Origin of the sequence: Pseudomonas sp. LLC-1 (assembly GCF_002992185.1) — a bacterium.
GTDB classification, from domain to species: domain Bacteria; phylum Pseudomonadota; class Gammaproteobacteria; order Pseudomonadales; family Pseudomonadaceae; genus Aquipseudomonas; species Aquipseudomonas monteilii.
Map to the genome: position 1 here is coordinate 90,994 of NZ_LUVY01000019.1, position 16,720 is coordinate 107,713.

The window sequence follows — 16,720 nt, forward strand, 5'->3', positions numbered from 1 at the left end:
ACAGGGCGCGGGTCTGTCAGGCTACGGCCTGTGCGCCTGTGATCTCAACCAGCGAGCCACACATGAAGGCCGCCTCGTCGGAGGCCAGGAAGGCAACCAGTGCAGCGACTTCCTCAGGCTTGCCGATGCGCCCGAAGGGCACCATCTTGTCCAGATCAGCAATGGTCCGGCCCGACCTGAGTACACCTGCTTCGAGCATCGGTGTGTGGATCTCGCCTGGGCAAACCGCGTTCACGCGGATGTTCAGAGGGGCGTAGTCGCGCGCCAGGTTCTGGGTGAACGAAGCGACAGCTGCCTTGGTGACGTTGTATGCGATGTGGCGAGGTGCGGGGTAAAGGCCCCACTGCGAGGCCGTGTTGACGATCGCGCCGGCACCCTGCTCGATCATGGCGGGCAGTGCTGCGCGGCACAGGTGGAACATCGAGTCCAGGTTGATGGCGAAGCTGGTGTGCCAATCGTCCTCGCTCAGTGCCAGAAGGCTCCCGCGGCGGTTGATACCGGCATTGTTGACCAGGACGTCGATGCGCCCGAGTTTGGCGACAACCGATTCAACCAGCCCACGGCAAGCCTCGCCCGAACCGATGTCAGCTGCCAAGGCAATTGCCTTGCCACCGGAGCCCTCGATCGCGCTGGCTACGTCCTGTGCCGCTGCCAGGTTGACGTCGCTGACCACGACGGTAGCACCTTCGCTTGCAAGGCGCGTCGCGATGGCCGAGCCGATACCGCCAGCGCCTCCAGTCACGATCGCAACTTTGTTCTCGAATCTGTTCATTCCGGACTCCCGGTGAGCGTTGATTGGTGTCTGTTTTGTTTTTGTGTGCAGTGCTGCGTGCAAAGCTATCGGCTTATGCAGCAACCTGTCAACTGACTCGAGCAGGCGAAGTACGAAGTATTGGGTTGCTCAATGAAACAGCGGGCACCAGCGAGCCATCGACCAAATGATGATCAATCTGGGTGGAACGCCGGATAAACGCTGTGAGGGGCCGTGATAATTATCGGTACGTACTTTGGAAGTGCGGGGCACCTATACGTGACCTGGCCAAGACAGTTGCTTAGGCCACCGACATGCGCGCAGTAAGATTTTGCTGCATGTAGTCCAGAAAACGCCGCTGGAACAGCATGGTGTGCTCATGCGCAGCAGCTTCTGCGGCATCGGCATCGCGTGCTGCGATGGCATCGATGATTTCGTCATGGTCGCGCCCCAGTTTGTGGGTGCTGGCCGAACTTACGATATGGTCGAAGTGCAGGTGAAGCAGTCGCTGGCCTTCTCCCAGCAAGCGCTCGTAGTAATTGATGAAGTAAGGGTTGCGCCCGGCGTGGGCAATGGCCATGTGGAAGGCCTTGTTCAACTCCGACATGGACTGGAAGTCGCCCGATGTCACTGCCTTGAGGTATTCGGCATCGGCTTGGCGGATTTTTTCGAGGTCTTCCGGACGATGTTGAATGGCCGCCAGGCGAGTGACTGCACGTTGCATCAAGTCCAGCGCGGAGATGTAGTTTGGAAACTCTTCGATCTCGAAGGGTGTAACCAAGGTTGTACGGTTTGGCAGGATGACCACCAGGCCCTCAGTGATCAGCCGAGCCAGTGCATCCCGCACAGGGGAGCGGGAGAGGCCGAATTGAGCGGCAAGGGACACTTCGTCCAGTTGTACCCCGGGTTTGAGCTTCAGGGTGAGAATCTGCTTGCGCAGTTCTTCATAGATGTAGCGCCCACTGTGGCGACGTACACCACTTTCTTTATCGTTATCTTTAGTCATCATCAGGTCTCGTTGGCTCTGGCCTTCATCATACAGGCCGGGCCTTGTCATGTTGCAACTCCTGTCGCCGCCCGATGAATCGGTACCGCAAGGGGAGCGGTCACTGCGTTCAAAAAGCCGCGCCCAGCGTGTCTGGGCGCGGCTGCAGGGGCGCTGTGGTCAGCCTTCTCCCCATGTGTCGCTGAGCATGAAGCCTGCGCCGAGCGGGTCGTCTGGATCGACGCCCAACTGTTGAAGGCCATACAGCCAGGCCCGCCCGGTCACGCGTGGCAATACCGCCGGTTTGCCGGCGACATCGGTATGGCCGAGCAGGGCGACCTGGAACTGGCCGCCGATGGTCGAGCGTGACACCAGGTGGTCCCCGGCCTGCACCTTGCCACGTGCCGCCAGAGTGGCCAGGTTGGCCGAGCTGCCGGTCCCGCAGGGCGAGCGGTCGACCCGGCCTGGGGGCAGGGTGGTGCAGGTCTGGTAGGTGCGATCATCCAGTCGGTTGCGGAACATCACATACGCCACCTCTTTTACCGATGGAAGCAAGGGGTGCTGGATGTTCAGTTGCCGGTTGATCACTTCCCTCAGCGCTACACCGGCATCGGCCAGTTGCCGGGCATTTTCCGGTGCGATCGAAAGCCCGACTTGCTCGACGTCGATCAGCGCGTAGTACACACCGCCAAACGCCACGTCGATCTTGATCGTGCCGAAGGCTTCGGTCTCGATGGCCAGGTCCAGATGCTCGACAAAGGCCGGTACCATGTCCAGCGACACGTTCAGGCAGCGGCCGTCCGCGCATTGTGCGCGAGCGGTCACCAGGCCTGCAGGCGTATCGAGCACCACGGTGGTTTCTGGCTCCTGCATCGGCACCATGCCCAGTTCGAGCAGGGCGGTGACGACGCAGATGCAGTTGCTGCCCGACATAGGGTGAGCCTTGTCGGCCTGCAGCACGATGAAGCCTGCGTGGGCCTCGGGGCGAGTGGGCGGCAGCAGCAAGTTGACCGACATCTGCAGGCAGCCACGCGGCTCCAGCGTCACCAGGCGGCGCAGGCTGTCGTCGACGTCGTTGATGTAGTTCATCTTGTCGAGCATGGTGGCACCCGGGACGCCGATGACGCCCCCGGTGATGACCTTGCCGATCTCGCCTTCGCAGTGCACCTCAGCCAGCTGAAGCGTCTGTTTCCAACGCATGGGTGTTACCTCACTTGATGTACCAGCCCCAAGGCTGTTCGCTGTCGTAGCGGGTGATCTGCTTGGTTTCCAGGTAGTTGTTCAGGCCCCATTCGCCCAGCTCGCGACCAATGCCGCTGGTCTTGTAACCGCCCCACGGTGCTTCGGTAAAGGTTGGCTGCGAGCAGTTGATCCAGACGATACCGGCGCGGAACTTGCGCGCGACGCGTTCGCAGCGCTCGATGTCTTTGGACATGACTGCGGCACCCAGGCCGAAGCGCGAGTTGTTGGCCGACTTGACCGCTTCTTCTTCGGTGTCGAACGGGCGGATGCACACGACCGGGGCGAAGATCTCTTCGTTCCAGATCCAGCTGTCTTCCGGCACATCGGCGAACACGGTTGGTTGCAGGTAGAAGCCTTTGTCCAGGTGCGCCGGGCGTTCGCCGCCGCACACCAGGCGGGCGCCTTCTTCCAGGCCGCGGGAGATGGCTTGCAGTGTACCTTCGTATTGGCTGCGGTTGACCAGCGGGCCGAGCAGTACGCCTTCTTCCATGCCGTTGCCGATCTTGATCTTGCGGGTTTCTTCGGCCAGGCGCGCCAGCAGTGGTTCGTACGCAGAGCGTTCGACCAGCACGCGGGAAGTGGCCGAGCAGACTTCACCCTTGTTCCAGAAGATGCCGAACATGATCCACTCGACGGCCTTTTCGATGTCGCTGTCGGCGAAGATCACGAACGGCGACTTGCCGCCCAGCTCCAGGGTGACATTCTTGATGTCCTGCGCGGCGGCTTGCATGATGCGGCTGCCGACCGGCACGCTGCCGGTGAAGGCCAGCTTGTCCACGCCGGGGTGCGCGGTCAGGGCGGCACCGACCTTGGAGCCTGGGCCGGTAACGATGTTCAGCACACCCGCTGGCAGGCCGGCTTCATCTGCGATGCGGGCCAGTTCCAGTGCGGTCAGCGAGGTTTGCTCGGCGGGCTTGAGGATGATGCTGCAACCGGCGGCCAGCGCAGGGGCGATTTTCCACGAAGCCATCAGCATCGGGAAGTTCCACGGCACGATGGCGCCGGCAACACCGATCGGCTCCTTGCGGGCGATGGAGCTGAAGCGGTCATCGGACAGCGCGACGTCTTTCTCGCGGTGGCGGTCCAGTTCCTCGGCCAGTTTGGCGTAGAAGTCGAAGCAGCCGGCAGTGTCGCCGATGTCCCACATGGCTTCCGGGAACGGCTTGCCGTTGTCGCGCACTTCAAGTTCGGCCAGCTCTTCCTGGCGGGCACGGATGCCGTCGGCAATCTTGCGCAGGTACTCACCACGCTCGGCACCGCTCAGGCGCGGCCACGGGCCCTCGTCAAAAGCGGCGCGGGCAGCCTTGACCGCGAGATCGATGTCTTCTTCGGTACCCGATGCCACGCTGGTGATCAGGCTTTCGTCGCTCGGGTCATACGAATTGAAACTGCCGCCCTGGACAGGGCTGACCCATTGGCCATTGATGTAGAACTGGTCGTAGCGGTTCATGCAGTACCTCCAATAAGGGCGAAGCGACGAGCGCTGAATGCGGACAGGTTTTGTGCCGGTGTACGGTTTGCAGCCAGGTCAGCGACCAGGCGGCCGGTGGTGGCGCCCAGGGTCAGGCCGAGCTGGCCGTGGCCGAAGGCCATGATCACGTTTTTCAGGCGGGGCGAACGGTCGATGACCGGTTTGGTATCAGGCAGGAACGGCCGGTAGCCGACGCCGAACTCCATCCCCTGGGTGTTGAGTTGTGGCAGTACGCGGCGTGCTTTTTCCATGATGATTTCGGCGCGCTTGAAGTTGGGTTCGGCGCCTGGGGCGGCGAACTCGATGGTGCCGCCGATCTGCAGGCCGCGGGTCATCGGGGCGAAGCAGAAGCCGCCATCGGCGTAGATCACCGAGTGGCGAATCTCCACGTCAGGGGTGGGCAGCACGGCCTGGTAGCCAGCGATGCCGGCCAACGGGATGTTTACACCCAGTGTGTCGAAGAAAGGACGTGCGCCAGTACCGGCAGCCACCACGACGTGGTCGGCTGGCAGGCGGGTGCCGTCGGCCAGGGTCACACCGCTGGCGCGGTCGTGGTTCTCATCGATTTTCACGGCTTTCTGACGCAGGCGCACGCCACCTTGGGCGATGAAACTTTCGGTCAGTGCGGCAATGAAACCCTCGGTATCGCTGACGGCGCGCCAGTCAGGGAACATCAGGCCATGCTGGAACTTGCCGGCCAGGGCCGGCTCCAGATCGCCGATGGCGGCGCCGTCCAGCTCTTCGGACTTGAAGCCCAACTGCTTGCGCAGTTCCAGGTGCGGGCGTTCGTGGGCCAGACCTGCTGGCGAGTCGAACACCTCAAGGATCGGGCGGTCGCCCAGCAAGGTTTTGTCCGCGCAGGCATCCAGCAACGGGGCATAGTCGGTGTAGACATGTTGGGTCAGGCGCGCCATGTCCTCGGCGATCTCATGGATCTTCGACGAACGTGCGCAGGCCAGAAAACGCAGGAACCAGGGCAGGATGCCCGGCAGCGCGCTCGGGCGCAGGGCCAGGGGGCCTTTCTGGTCCAGCAGCCAGCCCGGGATCTTCATCAGGATGCCCGGCTTGGACAGTGGAATGACTTCACTGACCGCCATCTGACCGCAACTCCACTTGGCGGTACTGTCGCCCGGTGCGGCGGGGTCGATGAGCGTGACCTTGTGGCCTTCGCGCTGCAGGTACAGCGCGCAGCAGACACCGACGATACCGCCGCCGATGACTACGGCGTTCTGCGATGACGATTGTGGGGTGTTCATGGGTCTGTCTCGTATCAAGAGAGGGGGCGAAGGGGCCGCAGGGCGGCCCCGTGTAGCCTTACTGCTGCGAAGCTTCGAACACCTTGCGGAACTCGGTTTTCTCTTCGTCGGTCAGCGGCAGCAGCGGTGCACGTGCGTTACCGACCTTGAAGCCGGCCAGCTCTGCGCCGTACTTGACCTTCTGCACGAACTTGCCGCTTTCCAGGTTGGCCATGGCCGGGAACAGGCTGCGCATCACTTGCTGGGCGCCACGGATGTCGCCGCTGGTGAAGGCTTTGTGGAAGGCAACGACCTTCTCCGGGAAGATGTTGGCTGGGCCACAGATCCAGCTGTCGGCGCCCCACAGGTAGAAGTCCAGCGCTTGGTCGTCGGAACCGCAGGACAGTTGGATGCCCTTGTATTTTTCACCGATCTCGATGGCGCGCAACAGGTTGCCGCTGCTTTCTTTAATGCCGACCACACGTGGGTGATCGTTGAGCGCAGCGATCACGTCCATGCCCACTTCGACGTTGGTGCGGATCGGGTAGTTGTAGAGCACAACATTGATCTCGGGGAAGGTCTCGAGAATGGTGTTGTAGTGGGCCAGCAGCTCTTCCTGGGATGGCAGCGCGTAGTACGGCGGGGCGATCAGCAGGTTGGTGTAGCCGGCGTCGACGGTCTGCTTGATCTGCTCCAGCACCTCGCGGGTGCAAGAGCCGTTGGCGCCGGCGATCAGGGTGCCGCGGTCACCGACCACTTCCTTGACGGTAGCCAGGATCTGGCGGCGCTCTTCATTGGTCAGGGCGTAGTATTCACCGGTCGAACCCAGCGGAACGAAGCCGCTGACGCCGGCTTTGAGTTGGTGCTCGAGAATCGAGGCCAGGGTGTCGTGGTCGACTTTGCCAGCGGCGTCGAACGGGGTGACCAGAGCGGGCAGGATGCCATTGAGTTTCATGGTGGTTCTCCAGGTTATCAAGGGAGGTTTAGTAGGCGTAGCGGCGCAGCAGGCGCCCTTCGACCACGCCGACCAGGCGGGTCAGCGGGAAGGCCACGAGGAAATAGATGACCGCCACGGCCGAAAGGAACTCGACCGGGCGGGCAGTGCTGTTGGAAATGTTCTGGCCGACGAACATCAAGTCAGCGACACCCACCGAAGAGATCAAAGCGCTCTCCTTGAACAGGCTGACGATGTTCGACAACAGCGGCGGAACCGAGCGCAGCAGGGCCTGCGGGAAGATGACGTAGAGCACCTTCACCCTCGACGTCAGGCCCAGCGCGGTGCAGGCGTCATGCTGTTCACTGGCGATCGACTTGAGTGCGCCACGGAAGGTCTCGCTGGTGATTGCACCCATGTACAGGGTCAAGGCGATCAGCACCGACACGTACGGCGGGATGTCCAGGCCGAATACCACCGGGAAGCAGAAGAACACCCAGAACAGCTGGATCAGCAAGGGCGTACCGCGGAAGAACTCCACATAGAGGGTCAGCGGCAGGCGCACCAGTTTGAGTTTCACCTGGCGCAGCAGGCTGACGGCAAAACCAAGCAGGCTACCGAACAGGGCGCACAGACCGGTGAAGGCCAGGGTCAGGGCCAGGCCCTTGAGCAGTACGGGCCAGTAGCCCAGCACAACCGAAAAATCGAGTGGCATGGTGATTTCCTCAGCGCTGTCCGGCCAGTTCCTGGCGCCGCTCGAACCACTGCACCAGCTGCGCGATCGGCAGCGACATGGCGAAGTAGATGAGGGCGATCAGGGTGTAGGTTTCCAGCGGGCGGTACGCCTCGGTGGCGAGGCTCTTGCCCACGTACATCAGGTCTGCCACCGCGACGATGGCCACCAGTGCGCTTTGCTGCAGGGTGCCGATGCCATTGGTGATCAGCACCGGCAGTGCGCTGCGCAGCGATTGCGGCAGAATCACGTACAGCGTGCGTTGCCACGCCTTCAGGCCCAGCGCGATGGAAGCATCCAGGTGCTCGCGCGGCACCGCCTGCACACCTGCCCGATAAGCCTCGGCGTTGAACGCGGTGAGGTTCAGGCCCAATGCCAGGAAGCCCATGGCGATCGGGTCGATGAACACGTTGAACAGCATCGGTACGCAATAGAAGAACCAGACGATCTGCAGCAGTGCCGGGGTGCACCGGAAAAACTCGATGAACAGCTGCGCCGGCCAACGGATGAAGAACCAGCGGCTGAGGGTCATCAGGCACAGCAGGAAGCCGCAGACCAGGCCGATCAGGTTTGAAACGAGCGCCAGTTCCAGCGTCACTTTCAGGCCGTCGAGCAACGCCGGGAACGTGCCACTGAGGAAATGGAAGTCGAATTGATAGTTCATGGCAGTGCCCTCAGTCGAAATGCACGACCTTTTCCAGGAACTCGCGGGTGCGGGCTTCCTTGGGGTGGGTGAAGATCTGTTCGGGATGGCCCTGCTCGACAACCTTGCCGTTGGCGCAGAACACCACGCGGGTGGCGATATGGCGGGCAAAGTGCATGTCGTGGGTGACGATGATCATCGCCATCTTTTGCTCGGCCAGTTGCATCATCACGTTCTGCACTTCGATGACCATTTCCGGGTCCAGCGCCGAAGTCACTTCATCGAACAGCATCAGGCGCGGTTCGAGCATCAGCGCACGGGCAATCGCCACACGTTGCTTCTGGCCGCCAGAAAGCTGGGACGGGTAGGCGTGCAGCTTGCTTTCCAGGCCCAGCCGGGCGAGGTAGGCGCGGGCTTTTTCGGTCGCTTCGGCCTTGCTCAGGCCATGCACCTTGACCGGGGCCAGAATCAGGTTGCCCAGTACCGACAGGTGCGGAAACAGCGTGTAGTGCTGGAACACCATGCCGATCTGCTTGTGCAAGGCTTCATCCAGAGGCTTGCCCTGTTTGCGGGCGCCATCGATGTAAGGCTTGCCCTGGAACTGAATGCTGCCGCCCTGGATGCCTTCGAGCCCCATCAGTACGCGCAGCAACGAGCTTTTGCCGCTGCCCGATGGGCCGATGATGACGAGGCGATCATCGGCACGCATGTCCAGGTTCATCTGGTCCATGACCACCAGCTGCTCGCTGTAGGCTTTGCGCACGCTGCGCAGTTGGATGAAATTGCCGTTCATGTCTGAATTCGGGGTGAGCGAAGCCTGTGGCTGGGAAGCCACCAAATGAGGAGTGGTCATTACAGTCGTCTCCGAAGGGCCTGCTGCGAGGCCCTCTATATGTCCGCTGGAGTTACTGGGCTTTGCCGCCCGCGATGATTTCGGCGGCGGCCTTGTCCACCAGCTTGTCGATCTCGCCCGACTCGCGACGCTGAGTCAGGTAGGCATCGAGCTGGGCAAGGTCTGCAGCAGGCGTGTCATGGGCCAGGGCGAAGGACACCCCTTGCTTGGCCATGGCGGGGACAGGAAGCACTTCCTTGACCCAGCTGTTGGCCATGGCGAACAGATGGTTGGTGTCGTTGGCGTCGGCCAGTACGTCAGCGCGGCGCGACATCAGCGCCATGCGCGTTTCATCCGAGCCTGGCAGGCGCATCAGCGTGGCGTTCTTGATAGCGGCGGTAACGGCCTTGTCTGCTGCGGTACCGGAGATGACCGCGATGGTGACACCAGGCTTGTCGAAGTCAGTGATGGCGTTACCGGCACCGCTGAATTTCGGGTTCTTCTCATTGATCAGCAATGAAACCTGGTAGTCAGTGGCCGGAGTCGAGAAGGCCACGGCTTTTGCACGCTCAGGCGTCTTGTTGAGTGCCATGGCCATATCCCACTTGCCGCTCTGCAGGCCGGCCACCTGGTTGTCCCAGCTGGTGTCGACGAACTGTGCCTTGACCTTGAGCACGTTCTCGGCGAAGTCGCGGCACAAATCAACGAAGTAGCCGCTGTATTGGCCTGAAGCCGGATCGCGCATCACATAGGGGGCTGCGACAGCTGCGCCGCACCGCAGTACGCCGGCTTTCTGGACGTTTTGCCAGGTTGGCGTGTCGGCGTGCGCCGCAGGTTGCGACAGCAACGCCAGGGCTGCGGTAAGGCATGCAACGCCGGTGCTGACTTTGCGTGAAAGGGACCGTGCCATGTTGAATCTCTCCGGTAATTTGTTTTTGTAGGCAGAAGAGCAAGCAAACGAATCGCTGTATTTTATTTGAGTGCCGCAATGTGTGCAGCAATGCATTCAGGCTATTGTGACTCTGCGCAAGCTGTCAACACGCCTGAAAGAATTTTTTGAAGCAAAGCGCCCCCGATCACCTGCAAAAAGTGATTGGGAAGGGCGCTACCGGGGAGGAGGGGGCGAAGCTAGGCGGGACTGCTGGTCAACTGCAATTCGTTGAGAAAACGCTCAAGGATCATGTTCGGACGGCGCCCCTTGCGGGTCGCGATGGCGAGCTTGGCATCGAAGTACAGGCGGTTGGGGTCAAGCGCTGCCATGATGCCTTTTTCCACCCAGGTGGCGGCATAGTGATCGGGCAGGAAACCGATGTAGCTGCCGGTCAGGATAAGAAACGCGATCCCCTCACGGTCAGTCGCCGAAGCCCCGAAGTTGAGCAGTTGGTGCAGCCCGATCGCCTCGGCGGTCATCCGGTAGGTCGGCACCACGGCATCGGCCTGAGCCAGTTGTTCGTCGGTGACACTGGCGGCATGGGCAAACAGCGGATGCTCGTGGCTGCAATACAGGTTTGAACGTTCCTCGTAGAGCAGGCTGTAGTCCAGGCCTGACAGGGGCGAAATCAGCGGTACTGCGCCGACGTGCAGGTGGCCATCCAGAAGGCCGCGCTCGATTTCGCCGGGGGTGCTCATGCTCAGGTTGATGCGCACGCCGCTGCCCTCGGCGCGCACGGCCTTGAGCGCATGGGTGATGCGCATCTTCGGCTGGGTGACCAGGTTGTTGACGATCGCGACGTTGAGGTCGCCGCGCAACTGTTGGTGCATCTGGTTCACTTCGCTGCGAAAGCCCTCGATGGCCACCAGCACGGTTTCACTGGCGCGCAGCACCTCACGGCCTTCGTCGGTAAGCGCAAAGCCCGCTCGCCCCCGCTGGCACAAGCGCATCCCCAGGCGTTTTTCCAGGTCGCCCATGTGCAGGCTGATGGCGGACCGGGTGATGCCCAGCGCACTTTCGGCGCCAGAGAAACTGCCGCATTCGGCGACGGTTTTGAAAACCCGCAGCAGCCTGAGATCAAAATCACTTACCTGATGCAGGGGTGTCTTCTTGGTCATGCGTGAGTTTTCCAATAACTGAGTGCAAGAAAATATAGATTTATCGCACATGACTTTCCAGCACAAGCTAGGCCCATCACTCCACGCTCAGGATTACCGTCATGAACCAGGCCTTGCAGACACCTCTCTCCTTGGCCAGTGGCCTCCAGCTTGAAGCGCACTGGATGCCGTTCTCCTCCAATCGGAACTTCAAGAAAGACCCACGCTTCATCGTGGGTGCCAAAGGTAATCGCCTGATCGATGAGCATGGCCGTGAGGTGTTCGATAGCCTCTCGGGATTGTGGACCTGTGGGGCGGGCCATTCCCGGCAGGAAATTGCTGACGCGGTCGCGACGCAATTGGTGTCCCTGGATTACTCGCCAGCGTTTCAGTATGGCCACCCCTTGTCGTTCCAGCTGGCCGAGAAGATTGCCGCTTTGGTACCCGGTAATCTCAACCACGTATTCTTCACGGGGTCGGGGTCCGAGAGCGCCGATACCTCTGTCAAGATGGCCCGCGCGTACTGGCGCCTGAAAGGGCAGCCTCAAAAGACCAAGCTGATTGGGCGTGCCCGTGGTTACCACGGCGTGAACGTAGCAGGCACCTCGCTGGGTGGCATTGGCGGCAACCGCAAGATGTTCGGCCCATTGATGGATGTAGACCACCTCCCGCACACCTTGCAGCCAGACCAGGCCTTTACAAAGGGGACAGCCGAGACGGGCGGCGTGGCCTTGGCCAATGAATTGCTGAAGCTGATCGAGCTGCATGATGCCTCCAACATCGCGGCAGTTATCGTCGAACCGATGTCCGGCTCGGCGGGTGTCATCGTGCCGCCGCAAGGCTACCTCCAACGCCTGCGCGAGATCTGCGACCAGCACGACATTCTGCTGATCTTCGATGAGGTCATCACGGCTTTCGGGCGCATGGGGACCATGACCGGTGCCGAGTACTTCGGCGTCACGCCGGACCTGATGAACATCGCCAAGCAGGTCACCAACGGTGCCATCCCGATGGGCGCCGTGGTTGCCTCCAGCGAGATCTACAACACCTTCATGTACCAGGCGTCTCCCGAATACGCGGTCGAGTTCGCCCACGGTTACACCTATTCGGCCCACCCGGTTGCGTGCGCAGCTGCCCTGGCCACCTTGGACCTGCTGGAAAAGGACAACCTGGTTCAGCAGTCGGCGGAACTGGCACCGCACTTCGAGAAAGCCATTCATGGCCTGAAGGGCAGCCGACACATCGTCGACATCCGCAACTGCGGCCTGGCCGGTGCGTTGCAGATTGCGCCACGGGATGGCGATGCGCTCATTCGCCCGTTCGAAGCGGGCATGGCGTTGTGGAAAGCAGGTTTCTACGTGCGCTTTGGCGGCGACACCCTGCAGTTCGGCCCAACGTTCAACACCCAACCCCAGGAACTGGATCGCCTGTTCGATGCCGTAGGCGAAGCCTTGCACGGTATCGACTGATCAGCACGCTCTCATGCGACGGGAGCTTCCTTAATACAACAAATAGACCGCTTGTCACCAAGCTCGAGGAAAGAAGATGGCAACTATCAAGCACTTGATCCATGGTGAGCACATCGCGGACGACGCCCGCACCACGGATGTGTTCAATCCGTCCACTGGCCAGGCTATCCACACGTTGGGCCTGGCGAGCCGCGCCACCGTGCAAAAGGCCATCGACTCGGCCCAAGCCGCCTTCCCGGCCTGGCGCAACACCCCGCCCGCCAAGCGCGCGCAGGTAATGTTCCGCTTCAAGCAACTGTTGGAGGCGAACGAGCAGCGTATCGCCCAGCTGATCAGCGAAGAGCACGGCAAGACCATTGAAGATGCCATCGGTGAACTCAAGCGTGGCATCGAGAACGTCGAATTCGCCTCGGCCGCCCCAGAGATCCTCAAGGGCGAATACAGCCGCAACGTCGGCCCGAATATCGATGCCTGGAGCGACTTGCAGCCCATTGGCGTGGTCGCCGGCATCACCCCGTTCAACTTCCCGGCCATGGTGCCGCTGTGGATGTACCCACTGGCTATTGCCTGCGGTAACTGCTTCATCCTCAAACCGTCCGAGCGCGACCCAAGCTCGACGCTGCTGATCGCCGAACTGCTGCACGAAGCCGGCCTGCCAAATGGCGTGCTGAACGTGGTGCACGGTGACAAGGAAGCAGTGGATGCACTGATCGAGGCGCCTGAAGTGAAGGGCCTGAGCTTCGTCGGTTCTACCCCGATCGCCGAATACATCTATGCCGAAGGCACCAGGCGCGGCAAGCGCGTACAAGCCCTGGGCGGCGCCAAGAACCACGCGGTACTGATGCCCGATGCCGAGCTGGACAACGCCGTCAGCGCACTGATGGGCGCTGCCTACGGTTCGTGCGGCGAGCGCTGCATGGCGATCTCGGTGGCCGTGTGCGTCGGTGACCAGGTGGCAGACGCCTTGATTGCCAAGCTCGAACCCCAGATCAAGGCGCTGAAGATCGGTGCCGGCACTTCCTGCGGCCTGGACATGGGTCCGCTGGTCACCGCGGCTGCGCGTGACAAGGTGCTGGGTTACATCGATGACGGCGTTGCCGCCGGTGCCAAGGTCGTTGTGGACGGCCGTGGCTTCAAAGTGGCAGGCAACGAAGACGGCTACTTCGTGGGCGGCACCTTGTTCGACCGCGTTACCCCGGAAATGCGCATCTATAAGGAAGAGATCTTCGGCCCGGTGCTGTGCGTGGTCCGCGTGAACAGCCTGGAAGAGGCGATCAAGTTGATCAACGACCATGAGTACGGCAACGGCACCTGCATCTTCACCCGCGACGGTGAGTCGGCGCGCCTGTTCTGCGACGAGATCGAAGTCGGCATGGTCGGTGTCAACGTGCCGCTGCCGGTACCGGTGAGCTACCACAGCTTTGGCGGCTGGAAGCGTTCGCTGTTCGGCGACCTGCACGCCTATGGCCCGGACGGTGTGCGCTTCTACACCCGCAAGAAGGCAATTACCCAACGCTGGCCGAAACGCACCAGCCATGAGGCCGCTCAATTCGCTTTCCCTAGCAACAGCTAAGGCAAGCCCTTGGTTCGAATGCCTGCGCCGTTCACTGTTCTGACGGAGAACCGCGATGGCGCAGGCGTTCGTCACGCTTCAAGCGTCTGGCTCACTTCATTAATAGGTCGACAAGTATCATGGCGATTACCAACCAATACGTTAAAGATCTTGATCGCGAGTACGTATTTCACTCGTGGTCTACCCAAGGCACACTCAACCCTCTGGTGATCGCCGGTGGCGAAGGCAGCACGGTCTGGGATTACGACGGCAAGCGTTACCTGGACTTCTCCAGCCAACTGATCAACACCAACCTGGGGCATCAGCACCCAGCGGTCATCGCGGCCATCCAGGAACAAGCCGGCGCATTGACCACCATCGCCCCGGCAACGGCCAACCTGATGCGCGGTGAAGCCGCCAAGCGCATCATCGAGCAGGCCCCGGCCGGCTTCAAGAAAGTGTTCTTCACCAACGGTGGCGCTGACGCCAACGAAAACGCGATCCGCATGGCGCGTCTGTTCACCGGTCGTGACAAAGTGTTGTCGTCCTACCGCTCCTACCACGGCAACACCGGTTCGGCGATTGTTGCCACCGGTGACCCGCGCCGCGTGCCGAACGAGTACGCCCGTGGCCACGTGCACTTCTTCACCCCGTACCTGTACCGCAGCGAGTTCAACGCCCAGACCGGGGCTGAAGAAACCGAGCGCGCCCTGCGTCACCTGCGTCGTGTGATCGAGTGCGAAGGTGCGAACTCGATCGCTGCCATTCTGTTGGAGAGCCTGCCGGGTACCGCCGGTGTGCTGGTGACCCCGGCCGCTTACATGCAAGGCGTGCGCGAACTGGCCAACGAGTTCGGCATCATGCTGATCCTCGACGAAGTGATGGCCGGTTTCGGCCGCACGGGCAAGTGGTTCGCCTTCGAGCACTACGGCGTGGTGCCGGACCTGATCACCTTTGCCAAGGGCGTGAACTCGGGCTACGTACCTGTCGGAGGTGTGGTGATCTCGGAGCAACTGAGCAGCTACTTCGACACCCACTTCTTCCCAGGCGGCCTGACTTACTCCGGCCACCCGCTGGCCATGGCCTCGATTGTCGCGTCGATCGACACCATGCGCAAAGAGCGCGTGGTCGAGAACGCCCAGGAAATCGGCGAAAAGCAGCTGGGCCCGCGTCTGCGTGAACTGCAGCAGCGTCACCCGGCCATTGGCGAAGTCCGTGGCGCCGGTGTGTTCTGGGCCCTGGAATTCGTCAGCGACAAGACGACCCGTGCGCCGTTGGCCGCGCAGACCATGCTCGCCTTGAAGAACAAGCTGATGGAGCGCGGCCTGCTGCCGTTCGTGGTCGAAAACCGCATCCACGTGGCGCCGCCTTGCATCATCACGGCTGAAGAAGTCGAGGCCGGTATCGCTATCCTGGATGACGTCATCGGTTCCGTGCTGGGCTGACAGCTTCTCACCACTGTCGAAGGCTTCGGCTTGAGACATTTGCCGCCTTCACGCTGGGCGGCCTTTTTATTCCTGAAAGCCAAAGCCAGGCTAAGCCTGGCTTTGGCGCTTGCATGGGTATCGCACCTTTCTGCTGCGCTTGCCCGGTAAAGCTCAGGGCGGCGCATCAGGTGCGGGATAGCCAGCCCACTTGACGCTTCAGTACCGAGTCACTCGACTCGCCCACCAGTTCTTCGTAAACGCCTGGGGCCGTTGCACCCTCGGTACTGATCAGCAACACGCGCGATTGCCCATCGAGCCTGACGTCAGCAGCCAGGCTGGGGGTGCGCATCAGGCGGGTCAGGGCAGAGAGGCCTGCTACCGCCGACTCACCCGCCACCAGCGGAATGTCTTGCTGGCTGCCCTGAGCCAGTCGCTTCATCGATGCCACGGCTTCGTCATCCTCGATGGTCATGAAGAAGTCGACGCATGGCTGCAGGAACTGCCAGGCCAGAGGGGAGGTTTCACCGCAGGCCAGGCCCGCCATGACAGAATCCACCGAGCCGGTTGCCTTGGCTGCTTTGCCGGACTTTGCGCTTTGATAGAGGCAGTCCGCTTGCGCCGGCTCAACAACGATGAAGGTAGGGCGTTGCTCAGCAAAGTGTTCCCACAGGTAGCTGGCAATACCCGCTGCCAGGCCGCCCACACCGCCTTGCAGGAATACGTGGGTAAACGGCGGCTGCGGGGTGCTTTGAGCTTGCAGGTCTTCAATGATCTCAGCGGGAATGGTGCCGTAGCCTTGCATGACATCCCTGGGGATATCCTGATAGCCCTCGTACGAGGTGTCAGATACCACCCGCCAGCTGTTGCGCTCCGCCAGGCTGGCCGCTTCCTCGACGGATTCGTCATAGTTGCCAGTGATGCGCACGATTTGTGCGCCATAGGCCGCGATGGCGGTCTCTCGCTCGACGCTGACGTTGGCATGCAGCACGATCACGCAGCCGCAGCCAATACTCTGGGCTGCGGCAGCCAATGCACGTCCGTGGTTGCCATCGGTCGCGCTGATGACGGTGAAGTTGGCCAGTTCGGCTGCATGCTTGCCGGCAAACAGGTCTGCAGCGCTGAACTGGCGCTCGGCGAAGGTGCGCATGATCAGGCGCACCAAGGCGATCGGGGAGCCAAGCGCCTTGAAACTGCCCAGTTGCGAACGCACCGATTCATCTTTGACCCATACCTGCGCGACGCCCAGCTCACTGGCAAGCCCCGGCAGGTCATACAGCGGCGTGCCATTGGCATTGATGCTCGACCACTGGCCAAGCCACTGGCGACTTTCGTTGGCGCTGGCGATGCTCATGATCCGCTTGAGATCATCAGGGTAGGGTTGGCGGGTTACGTTCGGGTTCGCTAACAGCATTTCGGAC

15 protein-coding genes are annotated in these 16,720 nt (G+C 61.5%); 3 read left to right on the forward strand and 12 right to left on the reverse strand.

Features of this window, described 5'->3' with window-relative positions:
• Positions 1-16: 16 nt before the first annotated feature.
• The 11 genes from A0O30_RS21570 to A0O30_RS21620 form a co-directional block, all read right to left on the reverse strand.
• Positions 17-772 carry an SDR family NAD(P)-dependent oxidoreductase gene (locus A0O30_RS21570; RefSeq protein ID WP_105947930.1) on the reverse strand — a complete coding sequence of 252 codons (756 nt, stop codon included), beginning with the start codon at positions 770-772 and terminating at the stop codon, positions 17-19.
• A gap of 280 nt (positions 773-1,052) precedes the next feature.
• A complete protein-coding gene (locus A0O30_RS21575; protein ID WP_256589745.1) occupies positions 1,053-1,808 on the reverse strand; it encodes a GntR family transcriptional regulator in 756 nt (251 codons plus the stop codon).
• Positions 1,809-1,916: 108 nt separating this feature from the next.
• Positions 1,917-2,936, reverse strand: coding sequence for a proline racemase family protein (locus A0O30_RS21580; RefSeq protein ID WP_105947931.1), 1,020 nt, complete (start codon positions 2,934-2,936; stop codon positions 1,917-1,919).
• A 10-nt stretch (positions 2,937-2,946) separates the two neighbouring features.
• Positions 2,947-4,428: an aldehyde dehydrogenase family protein gene (locus tag A0O30_RS21585; protein ID WP_105947932.1), complete on the reverse strand. Its 1,482-nt coding sequence runs from the start codon at positions 4,426-4,428 to the stop codon at positions 2,947-2,949.
• On the reverse strand, positions 4,425-5,705 hold the full coding sequence (locus A0O30_RS21590; protein ID WP_105947933.1) for an FAD-binding oxidoreductase: 1,281 nt from the start codon (positions 5,703-5,705) through the stop codon (positions 4,425-4,427). The genes A0O30_RS21585 and A0O30_RS21590 overlap by 4 nt, the downstream gene beginning before the upstream one ends.
• A gap of 58 nt (positions 5,706-5,763) precedes the next feature.
• Positions 5,764-6,639 carry a 4-hydroxy-tetrahydrodipicolinate synthase gene (dapA, locus tag A0O30_RS21595; RefSeq protein ID WP_105947934.1) on the reverse strand — a complete coding sequence of 292 codons (876 nt, stop codon included), beginning with the start codon at positions 6,637-6,639 and terminating at the stop codon, positions 5,764-5,766.
• Positions 6,640-6,667: 28 nt separating this feature from the next.
• A complete protein-coding gene (locus A0O30_RS21600; RefSeq protein WP_105947935.1) occupies positions 6,668-7,333 on the reverse strand; it encodes an amino acid ABC transporter permease in 666 nt (221 codons plus the stop codon).
• 10 nt (positions 7,334-7,343) lie between these two features.
• A complete protein-coding gene (locus A0O30_RS21605) occupies positions 7,344-8,015 on the reverse strand; it encodes an amino acid ABC transporter permease (protein WP_105947936.1) in 672 nt (223 codons plus the stop codon).
• 10 nt (positions 8,016-8,025) lie between these two features.
• Complete coding sequence (locus A0O30_RS21610) at positions 8,026-8,847, reverse strand: amino acid ABC transporter ATP-binding protein (RefSeq protein ID WP_105947937.1); 822 nt, start codon at positions 8,845-8,847, stop codon at positions 8,026-8,028.
• A gap of 52 nt (positions 8,848-8,899) precedes the next feature.
• Positions 8,900-9,736 carry a transporter substrate-binding domain-containing protein gene (locus tag A0O30_RS21615; RefSeq protein WP_105947938.1) on the reverse strand — a complete coding sequence of 279 codons (837 nt, stop codon included), beginning with the start codon at positions 9,734-9,736 and terminating at the stop codon, positions 8,900-8,902.
• A gap of 218 nt (positions 9,737-9,954) precedes the next feature.
• Positions 9,955-10,875 carry a LysR family transcriptional regulator gene (locus A0O30_RS21620; protein ID WP_105947939.1) on the reverse strand — a complete coding sequence of 307 codons (921 nt, stop codon included), beginning with the start codon at positions 10,873-10,875 and terminating at the stop codon, positions 9,955-9,957.
• Positions 10,876-10,976: 101 nt separating this feature from the next.
• On the opposite strand from A0O30_RS21620, the gene A0O30_RS21625 reads away from it, so the two are divergent.
• From A0O30_RS21625 to A0O30_RS21635, 3 genes are all read left to right on the forward strand, one after another.
• Entirely contained in the window at positions 10,977-12,323 is a 1,347-nt protein-coding gene (locus A0O30_RS21625; RefSeq protein WP_105947940.1) for an aspartate aminotransferase family protein, read from the forward strand.
• Between the two features lie 76 nt (positions 12,324-12,399).
• Positions 12,400-13,896 carry a CoA-acylating methylmalonate-semialdehyde dehydrogenase gene (locus tag A0O30_RS21630; RefSeq protein WP_105947941.1) on the forward strand — a complete coding sequence of 499 codons (1,497 nt, stop codon included), beginning with the start codon at positions 12,400-12,402 and terminating at the stop codon, positions 13,894-13,896.
• 119 nt (positions 13,897-14,015) lie between these two features.
• Entirely contained in the window at positions 14,016-15,320 is a 1,305-nt protein-coding gene (locus tag A0O30_RS21635) for an aspartate aminotransferase family protein (protein WP_105947942.1), read from the forward strand.
• A gap of 166 nt (positions 15,321-15,486) precedes the next feature.
• On the opposite strand, the gene A0O30_RS21640 is transcribed toward A0O30_RS21635, so the two are convergent.
• Positions 15,487-16,713, reverse strand: a complete 1,227-nt coding sequence (locus A0O30_RS21640; RefSeq protein WP_105947943.1) for a diaminopropionate ammonia-lyase — start codon at positions 16,711-16,713, stop codon at positions 15,487-15,489.
• Positions 16,714-16,720: the final 7 nt, after the last annotated feature.